Source organism: Roseomonas sp. SRI_022 (assembly GCF_057586215.1).
Genome location: NZ_JBYCZL010000008.1, coordinates 127,733 through 142,619, shown reverse-complemented (window position 1 = coordinate 142,619; position 14,887 = coordinate 127,733). Strand labels below are relative to the sequence as shown.

Annotated in this window: 13 protein-coding genes; 9 read left to right on the top strand and 4 right to left on the bottom strand. The window is 68.8% G+C overall.

Features of this window, described 5'->3' with window-relative positions; genetic code table 11:
• The first annotated feature begins 19 nt into the window (after window positions 1-19).
• The 4 genes from AC2YHJ_RS10290 (at window position 20) to AC2YHJ_RS10275 (ending at window position 4,825) form a co-directional block, all read left to right on the top strand.
• Complete coding sequence (locus tag AC2YHJ_RS10290; protein WP_487395805.1) at window positions 20-1,030, top strand: Gfo/Idh/MocA family protein; 1,011 nt, start codon at window positions 20-22, stop codon at window positions 1,028-1,030.
• Between the two features lie 16 nt (window positions 1,031-1,046).
• Window positions 1,047-2,027 (top strand): Bug family tripartite tricarboxylate transporter substrate binding protein, encoded by a 981-nt coding sequence (locus AC2YHJ_RS10285; RefSeq protein ID WP_487395803.1) that lies wholly within the window; start codon window positions 1,047-1,049, stop codon window positions 2,025-2,027.
• Between the two features lie 66 nt (window positions 2,028-2,093).
• Complete coding sequence (locus tag AC2YHJ_RS10280) at window positions 2,094-3,335, top strand: NAD(P)/FAD-dependent oxidoreductase (protein WP_487395802.1); 1,242 nt, start codon at window positions 2,094-2,096, stop codon at window positions 3,333-3,335.
• 2 nt (window positions 3,336-3,337) lie between these two features.
• On the top strand, window positions 3,338-4,825 hold the full coding sequence (locus tag AC2YHJ_RS10275) for a M81 family metallopeptidase (RefSeq protein WP_487395800.1): 1,488 nt from the start codon (window positions 3,338-3,340) through the stop codon (window positions 4,823-4,825).
• On the opposite strand, the gene AC2YHJ_RS10270 is transcribed toward AC2YHJ_RS10275, so the two are convergent.
• The 3 genes from AC2YHJ_RS10270 to hisD are packed head-to-tail and all read right to left on the bottom strand — an operon-like array spanning window position 4,822 to window position 7,682.
• Entirely contained in the window at window positions 4,822-5,592 is a 771-nt protein-coding gene (locus AC2YHJ_RS10270) for an enoyl-CoA hydratase-related protein (protein WP_487395799.1), read from the bottom strand. The genes AC2YHJ_RS10275 and AC2YHJ_RS10270 overlap by 4 nt on opposite strands.
• A gap of 14 nt (window positions 5,593-5,606) precedes the next feature.
• Window positions 5,607-6,371, bottom strand: coding sequence for an SDR family NAD(P)-dependent oxidoreductase (locus AC2YHJ_RS10265; protein WP_487395798.1), 765 nt, complete (start codon window positions 6,369-6,371; stop codon window positions 5,607-5,609).
• A 3-nt stretch (window positions 6,372-6,374) separates the two neighbouring features.
• Window positions 6,375-7,682 carry a histidinol dehydrogenase gene (gene hisD / locus AC2YHJ_RS10260; protein WP_487395797.1) on the bottom strand — a complete coding sequence of 436 codons (1,308 nt, stop codon included), beginning with the start codon at window positions 7,680-7,682 and terminating at the stop codon, window positions 6,375-6,377.
• Between the two features lie 180 nt (window positions 7,683-7,862).
• On the opposite strand from hisD, the gene AC2YHJ_RS10255 reads away from it, so the two are divergent.
• Genes AC2YHJ_RS10255 through AC2YHJ_RS10240 form a run of 4 tightly spaced genes read left to right on the top strand, consistent with a single transcriptional unit; the run spans window position 7,863 to window position 12,507 of the window.
• Window positions 7,863-8,732 carry an FAD binding domain-containing protein gene (locus AC2YHJ_RS10255; RefSeq protein WP_487395795.1) on the top strand — a complete coding sequence of 290 codons (870 nt, stop codon included), beginning with the start codon at window positions 7,863-7,865 and terminating at the stop codon, window positions 8,730-8,732.
• Between the two features lie 4 nt (window positions 8,733-8,736).
• Window positions 8,737-9,219, top strand: a complete 483-nt coding sequence (locus AC2YHJ_RS10250) for a (2Fe-2S)-binding protein (RefSeq protein WP_487395794.1) — start codon at window positions 8,737-8,739, stop codon at window positions 9,217-9,219.
• Window positions 9,216-11,471: a xanthine dehydrogenase family protein molybdopterin-binding subunit gene (locus AC2YHJ_RS10245; RefSeq protein WP_487395793.1), complete on the top strand. Its 2,256-nt coding sequence runs from the start codon at window positions 9,216-9,218 to the stop codon at window positions 11,469-11,471. Before AC2YHJ_RS10250 ends, AC2YHJ_RS10245 begins: the two co-directional genes overlap by 4 nt.
• Before the next feature lie 16 nt (window positions 11,472-11,487).
• Window positions 11,488-12,507, top strand: coding sequence for a Bug family tripartite tricarboxylate transporter substrate binding protein (locus AC2YHJ_RS10240; RefSeq protein WP_487395792.1), 1,020 nt, complete (start codon window positions 11,488-11,490; stop codon window positions 12,505-12,507).
• Here AC2YHJ_RS10240 and AC2YHJ_RS10235 read toward each other — a convergent pair.
• The gene (locus AC2YHJ_RS10235; protein ID WP_487395791.1) at window positions 12,504-13,475 is read right to left on the bottom strand and encodes a tripartite tricarboxylate transporter substrate-binding protein; all 972 of its coding nucleotides are present in this window, start codon (window positions 13,473-13,475) and stop codon (window positions 12,504-12,506) included. The genes AC2YHJ_RS10240 and AC2YHJ_RS10235 overlap by 4 nt on opposite strands.
• Window positions 13,476-13,633: 158 nt before the next feature.
• On the opposite strand from AC2YHJ_RS10235, the gene AC2YHJ_RS10230 reads away from it, so the two are divergent.
• A complete protein-coding gene (locus tag AC2YHJ_RS10230) occupies window positions 13,634-14,887 on the top strand; it encodes a sarcosine oxidase subunit beta family protein (protein WP_487395790.1) in 1,254 nt (417 codons plus the stop codon).

Here is a 14,887-nt window from a genome sequence, read left to right as displayed (position 1 = left end):
CGCAGGGGGCCAGCACGGCATGATTCGCGCCGCCATCATCGGGCTTGGGACGTGGGGCCAGAACCTGGTCCGCAGCGTGCCAGCTGACAATCCGCATATCCGCTTCGTCGCCGGAGCCACGCGCACGCCGGCCAAGGCGGCCGATTTCGCCGCCGCGCGCGGGTTGCGGATGCTCGACAGCTACGAAGCCGCGCTGGCGGATCCCGGGATCGATGCGGTGGTGCTCGCCACGCCGCATACCCAGCACACCGATCAGATCGTCGCGGCGGCGGCGGCCGGCAAGCATGTCTTCACGGAGAAGCCGCTCGGCGTGAATGCGGCGGCGGCGGCACGCGCGGCCGAAGCCTGCGCGGCGGCCGGCGTCACCCTCTCGGTCGGCTACAACTGGCGCTTCCAGCCGGCATTGCAGCATATCCGCAAGCTGCTGGATGACGGCACGCTCGGCCGGCTGCTGCACATGGAAGGCAATTTCTGCGGCCCCAGCGCCTATCGCTTCCCGAAAGGCCATTGGCGTCATGACCGGGAAGAAGGCCCTGCCGGCGGCATGACCGGGCGCGGCGTGCATGTGGTGGATGCGATGCTCCACCTCGCAGGGCCGATCGCGCAGGTGACGGCGCAGAGCTTCCGCCTGGTGCAGGATTTCGGCATGGACGACACGACGTCGATGCTGTTCCGCTTCAAGGGTGGCGCGACTGGCTATCTCGGCACCGTCATCGCCACGGCCGAGACCTGGCGGCTACAGGTCTTCGGATCGGAAGGCTGGGCCGAGGTCGGCGACGTCGAGCACCTGCACACCTGGGATCTCAAGGTCTGCCGCATCGACCGCGCCAATGTCGGCGTCAAGCAGCAGCCGGAGGTGATCACCTTCTCCAAGACCAGCACCGAATGCGCTGAGCTGGAACATTTCGCCCAGGCCGCCGCGGCGCGGCGCCCGCTGGCGCTGCCCGGCGGGGATGCCGTGCACAATGTCACGGTGCTGGAAGCGATCCTGGAATCCGCGCGCAGCGATGCGCCGGTCCGGCTGGCCTGAACGGGAGCGGATGGGGATGGGCGGACTGACACGACGACAGGCGGCGGCTGTCCTGGCGGGCCTGGCCACCACCGGCCCGGCGCTGGCGCAGATGCCGACGGATTGGCCCTCGCGGCCGATCCGCGTCGTCGTGCCCTCCCCGCCCGGCGGGCCGCCCGACCTGATCCTGCGCGCGATCGGGCCGAAGATGCAGGCCGCACTTGGCCAGCCCGTCATCACCGAGAACCGCGCCGGCGGCGGCGGCCTGGTCGGCACCGCCTTCGTCGCGCGGCAGCCGGCCGATGGATACACGTGGCTGTTCACCACCGCCTCGCACACCAATATCCCGCCCTTCAACGACAACGTCACCTATGACCCGGTGCGCGACTTCACCCATGTGACGCTGGCGGCGCAGAATTTCGGCCAGGCGCTGGTGGTGCACCCCGGCGTTCCGGCGACCAACCTGCAGGAGTTGCTGGCGCTGGCGCGGCGCGATCCGGGCAAGCTGACCTACGTCAACGCCGGTAACGGCACGGCCAGCCACATCCCGGCCGAATTGATGAAGACGATGACCGGGACGGACATCCTCTCGGTGCCCTATCGCGGCGTGGCGGAGGGCATGACGGACCTGCTCGCCGGCCGGGTGGATATGTTCTTCGTCGGCACGCAGATCGCGCTTCAGCATGTGCAATCGGGTGCGCTTCGGGCCATCGCCATCACCGGCGCGCGGCGCTGGAAGGGCATGCCCGAGGTGCCGACCATGCAGGAGCAGGGCCTGGCTGGCTTCGAGGTGGTGAACTGGTTCGGCCTGTGGCTGCCGGCTGGCGCGCCGGCGCCGATGGTCGCGCGTATCCACGCCGCCGTCGCCGCCGCCGTGGCGGATGCCGATGTGCGCCAGCAATTCGACGCGCTGGGCCTCGAAGGTGTTGCGATGCCGCCCGACCGCTTCGCCGCCTTCGTTGCGGACCAGGCGCGCGTCGCGCAGGAGATCGGCCGCCGGGTGAATGCCCCGCGCTGATCCCGGCTTGATCGATTGGCCGCATGGCGCGCAAATGGCGCGCGGTTTCAAGGGGGCCTTGTGGGCATGCCGGCATCGGTGATCGTTCTTGGCGCGGGCATGGTGGGGGTCTCGGTGGCGCTGCATCTGCGCCGGCGCGGCCATGACGTGCTGCTGGTGGACCGGCAGGAGCCCGGTCTCGGCGCATCCTTCGGCAATGGCGGACTGATCCAGCGGGAGGCGGTGCACCCGCATCCCTTCCCGCGCGACATGTCCGAGATCATGCGCATCGCGCGCAACAAGTCGATCGATGCCTATTACCACTGGGGCGCGCTGCCGGGGCTCGCCACGCCGCTGCTCCGCTACTGGTGGAATTCCGAGCCGCATCGCTACGCCCGCATCGCCGAGGCCTATGCGAAGCTGATCGAGACCTGCCTCGACGAGCACTACGCCATCGCGCACGGCACCGACGCCATGCCGCTGCTGCGGCCAATCGGCTGGATCCGCATGTTCTCCGATGAGGCGAGCTTCGCCGCCGCGCTGGCCAGGGCCGAGGAAGGCAAGCGGCTGCACGGCGTGAACTTCGCCACGATGGACAGCAAGGGCCTGGCGGCCGCCGAGCCGTCCCTGCTGAAGACCCGCCATGGCGCGATCCACTGGACCGATCCGGTGTCGGTCAGCGATCCGCATGGGTTGGTAATGTCCTATGCGCGGCGCTTCGCGGAGGCCGGCGGGCGTTTTGTGGTCGGCGATGCGGCGTCGCTGACCCGCGTGGACGCCGGTTGGCGCGTGCAGACGGCCGATGGGCCGGCGGAGGCCGAGCAGGTCGTCGTCGCGCTCGGCGCCTTCGCCAACAAGGTGACGAAGCCGCTTGGCTACGACCCGCCGACCTTCGGCAAGCGCGGCTACCACAAGCATTTCGCCCTGCAGGGCAATGCGGTGCTGAACCGGCCCATACTGGATACCGAGAGTTCCTTCCTGTTGGCGCCCATGCGCGCCGGCGTGCGACTGACGACGGGCGCCGAATTCGCGGGTATCGACGAGGCACCGACGCCGGTGCAGTTGGCGCGTGCGGAACCTGTCGCGCGCACCCTGCTGCCGCTGGGCGATGCGGTGGAACGCGAACCCTGGATGGGCGTGCGACCCTGCACGCCGGACATGTTGCCGATCATCGGCCCGCTGCCCGGGCAGCCTGGCGCCTGGTGCGCCTTCGGTCATGCCCATCAGGGCTTCACCCTGGGGCCGACGACCGGGCGCCTGCTGGCGGAGATGATGGGCGGCGAGACACCTTTCATCGATCCCACGCCCTACCGCGCCGATCGCTTCTGACCATGCGTATCGCCGTCCTGCAGTTCGCGCACGAGACCGTCACCTTCCTACCTTTCGACACGACGGAGGACGATTTCCGCTATCCGGGTTCCCCCGCGGCGGGGGAGGCGCTGCTCGCCACCGATCCCAAGGGCTACATGGGCGGCTTCGTGCAGGTGGCGCGCGAGTTCGACGGCGTGGAGCTGGTCGGCATCGAATCGCCGCTATGGCCGAAGACGGGCACCGGGTCAGGCTGGATTACCAATGAGGCCTTCGAGACCTTCGTTGGCCGCCAGATCGAGGACCTGAAGGCGCAGGGGCCCTTCGACGGCGCCTATCTTGCCCTGCATGGCGCGATGGGCGTGCGTGGCGTGCCGCGGCCCGAGGCGGAGATCGCAAAGCGCGTGCGCGCGGTGCTTGGCCCGCAGGCGCGCATTGCCGCGACCTTCGATCCGCATGGCAATGAGGATGCGGAGTTCCTCCGCCACGCCGACCTCGCCTTCGCGGTGAAGTTCTTCCCGCATTACGACATGCATCTGCAGGGACAGCGCGCGGCGCGGATGTTGGTGCGCGCGATCCGCGGCGACTACCGCGCGGCGAGCGTGACCCGGCAGCTGCCGATCCTCGCCCCGACCGTGATGATGTGGACGGGCGCACCGCCCTGGTCCGACCTGATCCAGCGCGCGATGGTGTGGGAGGCGCGGGAGCCGGATCTCTTCGTCAACGTCTATTTCGGCTTCCCGTGGTCGGACGTGCCTGATGCGGGGATGACGTTCCAGGTGATCGCGAACGACAATCCTGCGCTGGCGGGTCGTGTCGCGGAGGACATGGCGCGCTGGGCGTGGCGGCGTCGGGCGGAGCTGGTGGGAGCCGCGACGGTGCATCGCATCCGTGATGGCGTGGCGCTCGCGAAGCAGGCCGTGGCGGACGGGCGCGCGCCCGTGGTGCTCGCCGACCACAGCGACCGGTCCGGCTACGCGACCTGGCTGCTGCGCGACGTGATGACACAGGGGCTGTCACGCACGCTGGTCGCGACGATCGCCGCGCCGGAGGCGTTCGCGTCACTGGCCGGTGCGAAGCCGGGCGACGCTGTCGATCTTGAGATCGGCGGCCGGGTCGATCCGTCAGCCGGAGAGCCGGTGCGGATCGTCGGCGAGGTCCTGCTGGTCTCGGACGCGACGACCGCGCGGGCGAAGGGCAGGGGCCAGAACTGGATCGCGATCCGCTTCGGGAACGGCAACGCCGTCGTCCTCAGCCCCTTCCTCGTGCAGATCATGGAACCGCACGAACTCTGGGGCCTCGGCCTGTCCCCGGCCGATTACGACGTCATCGCCATCAAGTCGCGCGTGCATTTCCGCCGCGGCTTCGACGACAGCGGCTTTGCGCCGACCATCTTGCTGGTCGAGCCGGACGAGCCGTTCCTCGGTACGGTCCGGCTCGACGCACTGCCCTATGAGCATCTGCGGGCCGCCGACTACTACCCCTATGGCGGGCCGGCGGATCCGTTCTAGCGGTTCTGCCAGTTCGGCTTGCGCTTCTCGGCAAAGGCCTTCGGGCCTTCGATGTAGTCCTCGCTTTCGAGGTTGCGCTGCTGAGCGGGGTAGATCGTCGTGATCGCTTCGCGCAGCGTCGGCTTGTCCATGCCGGCATAGACCGCCTGCTTCGACGCCCGCACGGCGAGCGGCGAGCATTCGAGGATCAGCGATGCCCAGCGCTTCGCGGCTTCCAGTGCCTGGCCCTGGGGCACAACCTCGTTGACGAAGCCGAGCGTGTGGCCTTCCGCGGCGGAAACACGACGGCCGGTCAGGATCATGCCGAGTGCCTGCTTCTGCCCGATCATGCGCGGCAGGCGATGCACGCCGCCGGCACCTGCGATCAGCCCGACGCGCGGTTCGGGCAGTGCGAAGACCGCGTTCTCGGCAGCGACGATCAGATCACAGGCGAGCGCGATCTCGAAGCCGCCGCCCATCGCCACGCCATTCACCGCGGCGATCACCGGCTTGTCGAGGTCGAAGCGCAGCGTGAGCCCGGCGAAGCCGGTACGTGCCGATGGACCGCGCTTGCCCGCTGCCTGGATCTTCAGGTCGTTGCCGGCCGAGAAGGCACGATCCCCCGCACCGGTCACGATCGCCACCCACAGATCGGGGTTGGCGGCGAACTCGTCCCAGACCTGTTCGAGCTCGTGATGCGCCTCGCTATGCAGGGCGTTCATCACCTCGGGCCGGTTCAGCGTGACGATGCGCAGCCGGCCTTCATCCTGGACGATGCAATGCTTCATGGCGTTGTTCTCCCCTAATCGGCGGTCCAGCCGCCATCGACCACCAGCGCCGAGCCCGTCATCAACGCCGAGGCGTCAGACGCCAGGAACAAGATCGCACCCATCAGATCCTCGACCTGGCCGATGCGGCCGAGCTTGATCTTCGACAGCACGCTCGCCTTGAAGGCCGTATCCTCGAAAAAGGGCCGCGTCAGCGGCGTCTCGATGAAGGTGGGGCAGACCGTGTTCACGCGGATGCGATGCGCGGCGAGGTCCACAGCCATCGCCTTGGTCATCCCCTCCATGCCCCATTTGGACGCGCAGTAGATGGTCCGGTTCGCCCCGCCGACATGGCCCATCTGGGACGAGATGTTGATGATCGACCCGGGTTTCCCGGCCGCGACCAGCCGCTTCACCACCGCCTGCGCGACGAAGAAGGCCGAGCGCAGATTGAGATCCATCACCGTGTCGTAATCGTCACGGGTGACGTCGACGAAGGGCTTGGGACGGTTGGTGCCGGCGTTGTTCACCAGCACATCGAAGGGCTCGGCGGCGGCGATGGCGCGCTCCGCCGCGGCGACATCCAGCACGTCGAGCACCAGCGGTTCCGCCGCACCGCCGGCGGCGTGGATGGCGGCGGCGGCGTCCTCGATCTCGGCCCCGCTGCGCGCCACCAGCGTGACATGGGCGCCCGCATCCGCCAGCGCGGCCGCGGCGGCCAACCCGATGCCGCGCCCCGCCCCGGTCACCAGCGCGCGCCTGCCATCCAGGCGGAAGCTCGGCGTCTTCGGCAATCGCATGGTTCAGTCCGCCGCTGTGCCGTAGGGGATGTTGCGGCCGCCATAGCGGCGCACGCGGATATTCGCCTGCTCGGCATGGCCGACGAAGCCTTCCAGCATGCACAGGCGGGAACAGTATTCCCCGATCATCGCCGAAGCTTCGTCCGTCAGCACACGCTGATAGGTGCAGGTCTTCATGAACTTGCCGACCCACAGCCCGCCCGTGTAGCGCGCCGCCTTCTTCGTGGGGAGCGTATGGTTGGTGCCGATCACCTTGTCGCCGAAGGAGACATTGGTGCGCGGCCCGAGGAACAGCGCCCCGTAATTCGTCATGTGCTTCAGGAAGTAGTCGGGGTCGCGCGTCATCACCTGCACATGCTCGGAGGCGATGCGGTCGGCCTCGCGCACCATCTCCTCCTCGCTGTCGCAGATGATCACTTCGCCGTAATCCTCCCACGCCTTCCGGGCGACCGCAGCGGTGGGCAGGATGGCCAGCAGGCGCTCGACCTCGGCCACGGTGTCGCGCGCGAGCCGTTCCGAATTGGTCAGCAGGATGGCAGGCGAATTCGGCCCGTGCTCCGCCTGACCGAGCAGGTCGGTGGCGCAGAGCTCTCCGTCCACCGTCTCATCGGCAATCACCAGCGTCTCGGTCGGACCGGCGAAGAGGTCAATGCCGACGCGGCCGTAGAGCTGGCGCTTGGCCTCGGCGACGAAGGCATTGCCCGGGCCGACCAGCATGTCCACCGGATCGATGGTCGCGGTGCCGAGCGCCATCGCGCCCACCGCCTGGATGCCGCCGAGGCAATAGATCACATCCGCGCCGGCAAGGTGCTGCGCCGCGACGATGGCTGGCGCCGGCCGGCCCTCGAAGGGCGGGGCGCAGGTAATGATGCGCTGGCAGCCCGCCACCTTTGCCGTCACCACCGACATATGCGCCGAAGCGAGCAGCGGATACTTGCCGCCGGGCACGTAGCAGCCCACCGAGTTCACCGGAATGTTCCTGTGCCCCAGGACCACACCGGGCAGCGTCTCGACCTCAATATCCTTCAGCGCGTCCTTCTGGTGTTGCGCGAAGTTGCGCACCTGCTCCTGCGCGAAGCGGATGTCGTCCAGGTCCCGGGACGAAAGCTGCGACAGGCAGTCGCGGATTTCGGTATCCGTCAGGCGGAAATCCGCACGGTCCCACTTGTCGAAGCGGATCGACATCTCCCGCACCGCAGCATCGCCACGCGCGGCGATGTCGGCGAGGATGCCTTCGACCGTCGCGCGGACCTTCGCATCGTCCTCGGCCCGGGCCTCGGCGTCGCGGCCGCGCTTGAGGTGACGTGCCATGGTCGATCCCTTCTCCTGACCCGCAAGCCCTAGCCCCTGGCCATGCGCTGTCAACCGGATGGTGCCGGGGGGCTATGCTGCGCGGCGCGGGCAGCATAGCCTGAAGGGCCGGCTGCGACCGAGGCGCAGCCATGTCTGGCATTCCCGGGCGAGCGGGATGCAACGGGATGGGAAGCAGGAATGACAGATATCCGATACCTGGCGCCGCAAACGCTGGATGAGGCGGTGGGCGCCTTCGCCGCCGCCGCCGGTGCGGCGAGCATCCTGGCGGGCGGCACCGACCTGCTGGTGCAGATGCGCGCCGGCGTCCGCAAGCCGGGCACGATCATCGACATCAAGAAGATCCCGGCGATGACGGCGATCGAGGACCTCGGCGGCGGCGCATTCCGCATCGGCGCCGCGGTGGCTGGCGCCGTGCTGGCCGAGCACAAGGGCTTCGCCAAGGCCTGGCCGGGCGTGCTGGAAGCGATCAACCTGATCGGATCGAAGCAGGTGCAGGGCCGGGCCTCGCCGGGTGGCAACCTGTGCAACGCCTCGCCGGCCGGGGACAGCGTTCCGGCGATGGTCGCCGCGGGCGCGGTGGTGACGATCCAGGGGCCGAATGGCAAGCGCGAATTGCCGGTGGAAGCGGTGCCTGCCGGTCCGGGCCGCACCAACCTCACGACAGGCGAGATCGTCGTGTCCTTCACCTTCCCGGCGCGGCCGAGGGGGACGTCGGACGCCTATCTGCGCATGATCCCGCGCACCGAGATGGACATTGCCGTGGTTGGCCTCGGCGCCAACCTGACGATGGAAGGCGGGGTGGTGAAGGCGGCACGCATCGGCCTCGGCGCCGTCGCGCCGACCGTGCTGCTGGTCGCGGATGCCGCGGCGGCGCTGGTCGGCACCCGGCTGGACGATGTGGCGCTGGAAAAGGCGGCCGCCGCCTGCCGCGCCGCCTGCAAACCCATCAACGACAAGCGTGGCACCATCGCCTACCGCACCAAGGTGGCCGGCGTGCTGCTGAAGCGCACCGTGGCGATCGCCGCCGCGCGCGCCGGGGGGAACTGAGACGATGTCCAAGACGCATGTGACGACCACGATCAACGGGGAGCCGACGGAGTTCCTCACCGACGCATCGTCCAGCCTGCTCGACGTGCTGCGTGGCTCGCTCGGCCTGACCGGCACCAAGGAAGGCTGCGGCACCGGCGATTGCGGTGCCTGTTCCGTCACGGTCGATGGCCGTCTGATGTGTTCCTGCCTGATGCTGGCGGTGGAGGCCGAGGGCAAGTCGATCGGCACCATCGAGGGCATGGCCCAGGGCGACACGCTGCATCCGCTGCAGCAGAAGTTCCTGGAGATGGCAGCACTGCAATGCGGCATCTGCACGCCGGGCGTGCTGATCTCGGCGCGCGCGCTGCTGGAGAAGAACCCCGACCCGACGGAGGAGGAGGTGCGCTTCGGCCTGGCCGGCAATCTCTGCCGCTGCACGGGCTATGACAAGATCGTCCGGGCGGTGCTGGAAACGGCCGCCGACATGAGGGAGTCCGCGCGATGAACGACATGTCCAACAAGTGGATCGGCGCCCGCACGATCCGCCCCGACGGTGCCGACAAGGTGACGGGCCGCGCGACCTATTCGGCCGACAACACCATGCCCGGCATGATCTGGGGCAAGATGCTGCGCAGCCCGCATGCCCATGCGCGGATCCGTTCCATCGACACCTCCAAGGCCGAGGCGCTGCCCGGCGTGAAGGCGGTGGTCACGGCGAAGGACGTCGTGGACTTCCCGCTCGACAAATCCGTGATGCTCGGCATCCAGGACATGCGCTGGATGTGCCGCAACGTGATGGCGCGGGAAAAGGCACTGTTCCACGGCCACCCCGTCGCCGCGGTCGCGGCGATCAACGAGAAGGTGGCCGAAGCTGCCTGCGCGCTGATCGAGGTGGACTACGAGGTCCTGCCCCACGCCATCGAGGTCGAGGACGCGATCAAGCCGGACGCCCCGATCCTGCATGAATGGAACCAGTTCGAGGGCAAGCCGTCGAACATCACCGGGACCATGGTGCTGAAGGCCGGCGACGTCGAGAAGGGCTTCGCCGAGGCTGATCTCGTCGTCGAGCGCACCTTCACCACGCGCCCCGTGCACCAGGGCTATATCGAGCCTCACGCCTGCACCGTCTCCCACGCGGCGGATGGACGGGTGACGATCTGGTCGTCCAGCCAGGGCCAGTTCATGGTCCGCGCCATGACCTCGCTGCTCACGGGCATCCCGCAGAGCAATATCCGCGCGATCCCGGCCGAGATCGGCGGCGGCTTCGGCGCCAAGACGATCGTCTATCTCGAACCGATCGCGGTGCTGCTGTCGAAGAAGTCGGGCCGCCCGGTCAAGATCGTCATGTCGCGCGACGAGGTGCAGCGCGCGACGGGCCCGGCGCCCGGCTCGCTCATGACCGTCAAGATCGGCGCCAAGAAGGACGGCACGCTGGTCGCGGCCCAGGGCACCTTCTACCTGCAGGCGGGCGGGCTGCCCGGTTCGCCGCTGCGCGGGCCGGTGGGTTGCTCCTTCGCGGCCTATGCCATCCCGAACGTGCTCTCGACCGGCTATGACGTGGTGTCGAACCGGTCGAAGGTCGCGGCCTATCGTGCGCCCGGCGCGCCGCACGGCGCCTTCGCGACCGAATCCGTGCTGGATGAGATCGCCGGGAAGCTTGGCCTCGATCCGCTCGACATGCGGGTGCGCAACAGCGCCAAGCCTGGTGACAAGGCGATCTACGGGCCGAATTTCGGCGACGTCACCTTCGTCGAGACGATCGACGCGATCCGCAAGCATCCGCACTACAAGGCGCCGCTCGACAAGAACCCGCGGCCCGGCGTGAAGCGCGGCCGCGGTGTCGCTTCCGGCTTCTGGTATAATGCGGGCGGCGAATCCTCGGTGCAGGTGAATATCACCGAGGACGGCAACGTCGTTGTCACCACCGGGCATCCGGATGTCGGCGGCAGCCGCGCATCGATCGCGAACGTGGTCGCCGAGCTGATCGGCATCGAGCATTCCCGCGTCAACGTCATCATCGGCGACACGCAGACCATCGGCTTCTCGAATCTGACAGGCGGCAGCCGCGTGACCTTTGCGTCCGCGATGGTCGCGACCGCCTCTTGCGAGAAGGTGATCGGCCAGCTCAAGGACCGCGCGGCGAAGATCTGGAAGATCGACGCCGAGGCGGTGAAGTGGGAGGACGGCATGGCGCTGCCGGCCGGCGACAATGCCGGCAAGTTCCCGCCCTTGTCCCTCAAGGAACTCGCCGCCAAGGCGAATGAGATGGGCGGGCCGATCGGCACTCAGGTCCAGCTCAACACCACCGGCGCCGACCCCGGCTTCGCCACGCATTGCGTGGATGTCGAGGTGGACGTCGATCTCGGCATCATCCGCGTGCTGCGCTACACCGCCGCGCAGGATGTCGGCCGCGCGCTGCATCCGTCCTATGTCGAGGGGCAGATCCAGGGCGGCGTGGTGCAGGGCATCGGCTGGGCGCTGTCCGAGGAATACCTCTACGACAAGAACGGCAAGGTCGATAACGCGACCTTCCTCGATTACCGCATGCCGGTCTGCTCCGACGTGCCAATGATCGAGCCGATCATGCTCGAGATCCCGAACTCCAAGCACCCGCAGGGCGTGCGCGGCGTGGGCGAGGCACCGATCGTCCCGCCGCTCGCGGCCATCGCCAACGCCGTCCATGACGCGCTGGGCGTGCGCTTCACCGCACTGCCGATGTCGCCGCCGCGCGTGACGGAGCGGCTCGACCAGGCCTGAGGCCGAACCGGCCGGGATGCCGCGTCGCATCCCGGCCGTGATCTTCCGTGGAGGGCGGGCGTTGAAGCGTCGGGCGATCTTCGCGGCCGGGGCGGCCACGGTATTGGCGTGCCCTGCCCTGGCATCCGCATGGCGGCCGTCCCAGCCACTGCGCGTGCTGGTAGCCGCCGCGCCGGGCGGCACGCTCGACATCCACGCCCGTGCTGCGCAGGGCCCTTTGACGACGCTGCTCGGCCAATCCGTCATCGTCGAGAACCAGGGCGGTGGCGCCGGGCGTGTCGCCGCGTTGCAGATGGGGCGCGCGGCGCCGGACGGCCACGCGATGCTCGTCGCTTCGGGCGACGGGCTGGTGCTGCAGGACATCCTGGCCGGTGCGCGCCATGGCAAGGCGCGGCCGAACCTGCGCGCCGTGACCATGACGGTCAGCGCGGCGCAGTTGCTTCTCACTCATCCGCGCTCGGGCATCACCGACGTCCAGGGCTATTTCGCCGCGCTGCGGACGCGGGGGGATCGCGTGACGCTTGCCGTCCCGGGCATTGGCGGCATCGCCCACATCATCAGCGAGATGGTGAACCGCGAGCTTGGCGTCAGCGTCACGCATGTGCCCTATCGCGGCGGCGGGCCTGCAACGCTCGACCTGCTGGCCGGGCAGGTGGATGCCATGATCATCACCCTGCCGGCGGTGACGACGCATGTGCGGGAAGGCAGGCTGGTCCCGCTCGCGGTCTCCACGCGGGACCGGGACCCCGCGATGCCCAGCGTGCCGTCCTTCCACGAAACCGTCGCACCCGGCTTCGACGTACCGAGCACGCAGGGCGTGCTGGTGCCCGCCGGCACGCCGGACGCCGCGGTGGCGGCACTCGAACAAGCCTGGCGCGATGCCCTGGCCGACCAGGCGGTGCGCGACCGCCTGCAGGCCCTCGGCTTCGTCATCCGCGCCACGACGTCGGTGGAGTTCGAGGCGAACCTCGCCACCTCCGAGACCCGCTTTGCGCAGGTGATCGCCGCGGCGGGAATCCGCGGCGACGATGGCTAATCGGCGTAGGCCCCCGCCGCCTGGATGATCGGCCGCCAGCGCTCGATCTCCTCGACGTGGTAGCGCCGGTGGAAGGCGAGGCTCGCGCGCTCGGGTGTCGCCGCATCGGTTTGCAGCTCGGCGAAGCGCGCGCGCAGCCGCTCATCCTGCAAGGCGGCGAGCAAGGCGGCATTGATGCGCTGCTGGATGGCCTCCGGCGTGCCGGCCGGCGCGAACAGCCCGTGCCAGGTGCTCATCGTGATCCCGCTCGCGCCGATCTCGGCGGTGGTCGGGACGTTCGGCATACCGGCGAGCCGCGCCGGACTCGTCACTGAATAGGCGCGGATGCGGCCTTCCCGGATGAAGGGCGCGGTATTGGTCGCCTGGTCGCAGAGCAGGTCGATGCGTCCTGCCAGCAATTCGGTGATCGCCGGCGCCGTGCCGCGGAAGGCGACGATGGTCATGCGGTTCTGCGCCTGCTGCTGCATCAGCAGCGCGCAGAGATTGGCCGCCGAGGCGAGGCCGGCCGTGCCGATGTTCAGCGCCTCCCCGCGCCGGGTGATCTCGCCGACCAGGCCGCGCATGTCCTCAGCCGGAAAGCCCGGCCGCGCGATGACGGTCATCGCCGCATCGGACACCAGCCCCAGCGGCGCGAAGCCCGTTGCGGTGTCGAAGGACAGGCGACGGAACAGCGTCGCGCCGGCGGCGAGGCCGACATTCGACATCAGCAGCGTGTAGCCATCGGGCCGCGCCTGCGCGACGCGCTGCGCGCCGACATTGGCGGGTGGCGTGTTCTCCACCACCACCGGCTGCGGCAGGTGGCGTGCCATGGCCTCGCCGACAATGCGGGAGATCACGTCGGTCGGCCCGCCCGCGGCCGCGCCCGCGACGATGACGATGGGGCGGTTGGGATAGTCCTGCGCGTGGGCCGCGAACGGCGCGAGCATGACCGTCGCCGCGCACAGAAGCATCCTGCGGAGTGGCTTCATCACCTTGTCCTCCCGGCGCGTCCGCCTCATCGGGCATCGCGCTGCTGCTTGCATTGCGAGCATCCTCGCTGGAAATGCGCGCCGCGTCACCCCTGCACGTCTTGCCAGCGCCGAAGACACGCCCCTAACCTTCATCCGGTTTCGCATGAAGGAACCCGATGGCAGGCTATTCGGGCTTTCGCATTCTCACCGAGGGGCTCCGCGGCAATGCCGGCTGGAAGCCCGCCTGGCGCAAGGCGGCGCCGAAGCCGGCCTATGACGTCATCGTCGTCGGTGGCGGCGGGCATGGCCTCGCCACCGCCTTCTACCTCGCCGAGGTGCACGGCATCCGCAATGTCGCCGTGCTGGAACGAGGATTGATCGGCCAGGGCAATACCGGGCGCAATACGACGATCGTCCGCTCCAACTACCTGCTGCCCGAGAACAACAATTTCTACGAGCATTCGCTGAAGCTCTGGGAAGGGCTGGAGCAGTCGCTCAACTACAACGTCATGATGAGCCAGCGCGGCGTCATCAACCTGTTCCACAATGATGCGCAACGCAACGCGGCGATGCGGCGCGGCAATTCGATGCGACTGAACGGCATCGACGCGGAACTGCTGGACCGTGAAGGCGTGAAGGCGATGTGCCCGATCGTCGATCTCGACAACGGCCGATACCCGGTGATGGGCGGGCTGCTGCAGCGACGTGGCGGCACGGCACGCCACGATGCGGTGGCCTGGGGCTTCGCCCATGCCGCCGATGCGCGCGGCGTCGACATCATCGAACATTGCGAAGTCACCGGCATGATCGTGGAAGGCGGCGCCATCCACGGCGTGCGCACCACGCGCGGGGAGATCCGCGCACCGAAGGTCGGCCTGGCCGTCGCTGGCAGCACCAGCACGCTGACCGAAATGGCCGGCTTCCGCGTACCGATCGAGACGCACCTCCTCCAGGCCTTCGTCAGTGAGGGGCTGAAGCCGCTGATCGACTGCGTCGTCACCTTCGGCGCCGGGCATTTCTACGTCAGCCAGTCGGACAAGGGTGGGTTGGTCTTCGGCGGCGGGCTGGATGGGTATCCATCCTACGGCCAGCGCGGCACGCTGCGCGAAGCCGAACATGTCTATGCCGCGGGCGTCAGCATGATCCCCGCGCTCGGCCGGCTGCGCGGGCTGCGGTCCTGGGCGGGGGTGATGGACATGACGCCGGACGGGTCCTTCTACATCTGCAAGACGCCGGTGCGGGGCCTCTATATGACGGCGGGCTGGTGCTATGGCGGCTTCAAAGCGACGCCGGGCTCGGGTTGGTGCCATGCCTGGACCATCGCGAAGGATGAGCCGCACCGGCTCAACGCCGCACACACGCTGGACCGCTTCCGCGAGGGCCGCATGCTCGATGAGCGGGGCAATGGCCCCCATTTCTGGGCGCAGTAG

Excerpts from the sequence above, each read along its gene's own strand:
- AC2YHJ_RS10270 (WP_487395799.1), bottom strand. The coding sequence starts at position 5,592 with ATGAAGCATTGCATCGTCCAGGATGAAGGCCGGCTGCGCATCGTCACG.
- AC2YHJ_RS10245 (WP_487395793.1), top strand. The coding sequence starts at position 9,216 with ATGAACGACATGTCCAACAAGTGGATCGGCGCCCGCACGATCCGCCCC.
- AC2YHJ_RS10235 (WP_487395791.1), bottom strand. The coding sequence starts at position 13,475 with ATGAAGCCACTCCGCAGGATGCTTCTGTGCGCGGCGACGGTCATGCTC.
- AC2YHJ_RS10265 (WP_487395798.1), bottom strand. The coding sequence starts at position 6,371 with ATGCGATTGCCGAAGACGCCGAGCTTCCGCCTGGATGGCAGGCGCGCG.
- AC2YHJ_RS10275 (WP_487395800.1), top strand. The coding sequence starts at position 3,338 with ATGCGTATCGCCGTCCTGCAGTTCGCGCACGAGACCGTCACCTTCCTA.
- AC2YHJ_RS10250 (WP_487395794.1), top strand. The coding sequence starts at position 8,737 with ATGTCCAAGACGCATGTGACGACCACGATCAACGGGGAGCCGACGGAG.
- AC2YHJ_RS10230 (WP_487395790.1), top strand. The coding sequence starts at position 13,634 with ATGGCAGGCTATTCGGGCTTTCGCATTCTCACCGAGGGGCTCCGCGGC.
- AC2YHJ_RS10285 (WP_487395803.1), top strand. The coding sequence starts at position 1,047 with ATGGGCGGACTGACACGACGACAGGCGGCGGCTGTCCTGGCGGGCCTG.
- AC2YHJ_RS10290 (WP_487395805.1), top strand. The coding sequence starts at position 20 with ATGATTCGCGCCGCCATCATCGGGCTTGGGACGTGGGGCCAGAACCTG.
- AC2YHJ_RS10255 (WP_487395795.1), top strand. The coding sequence starts at position 7,863 with ATGACAGATATCCGATACCTGGCGCCGCAAACGCTGGATGAGGCGGTG.
- AC2YHJ_RS10280 (WP_487395802.1), top strand. The coding sequence starts at position 2,094 with ATGCCGGCATCGGTGATCGTTCTTGGCGCGGGCATGGTGGGGGTCTCG.
- hisD (WP_487395797.1), bottom strand. The coding sequence starts at position 7,682 with ATGGCACGTCACCTCAAGCGCGGCCGCGACGCCGAGGCCCGGGCCGAG.
- AC2YHJ_RS10240 (WP_487395792.1), top strand. The coding sequence starts at position 11,488 with ATGCCGCGTCGCATCCCGGCCGTGATCTTCCGTGGAGGGCGGGCGTTG.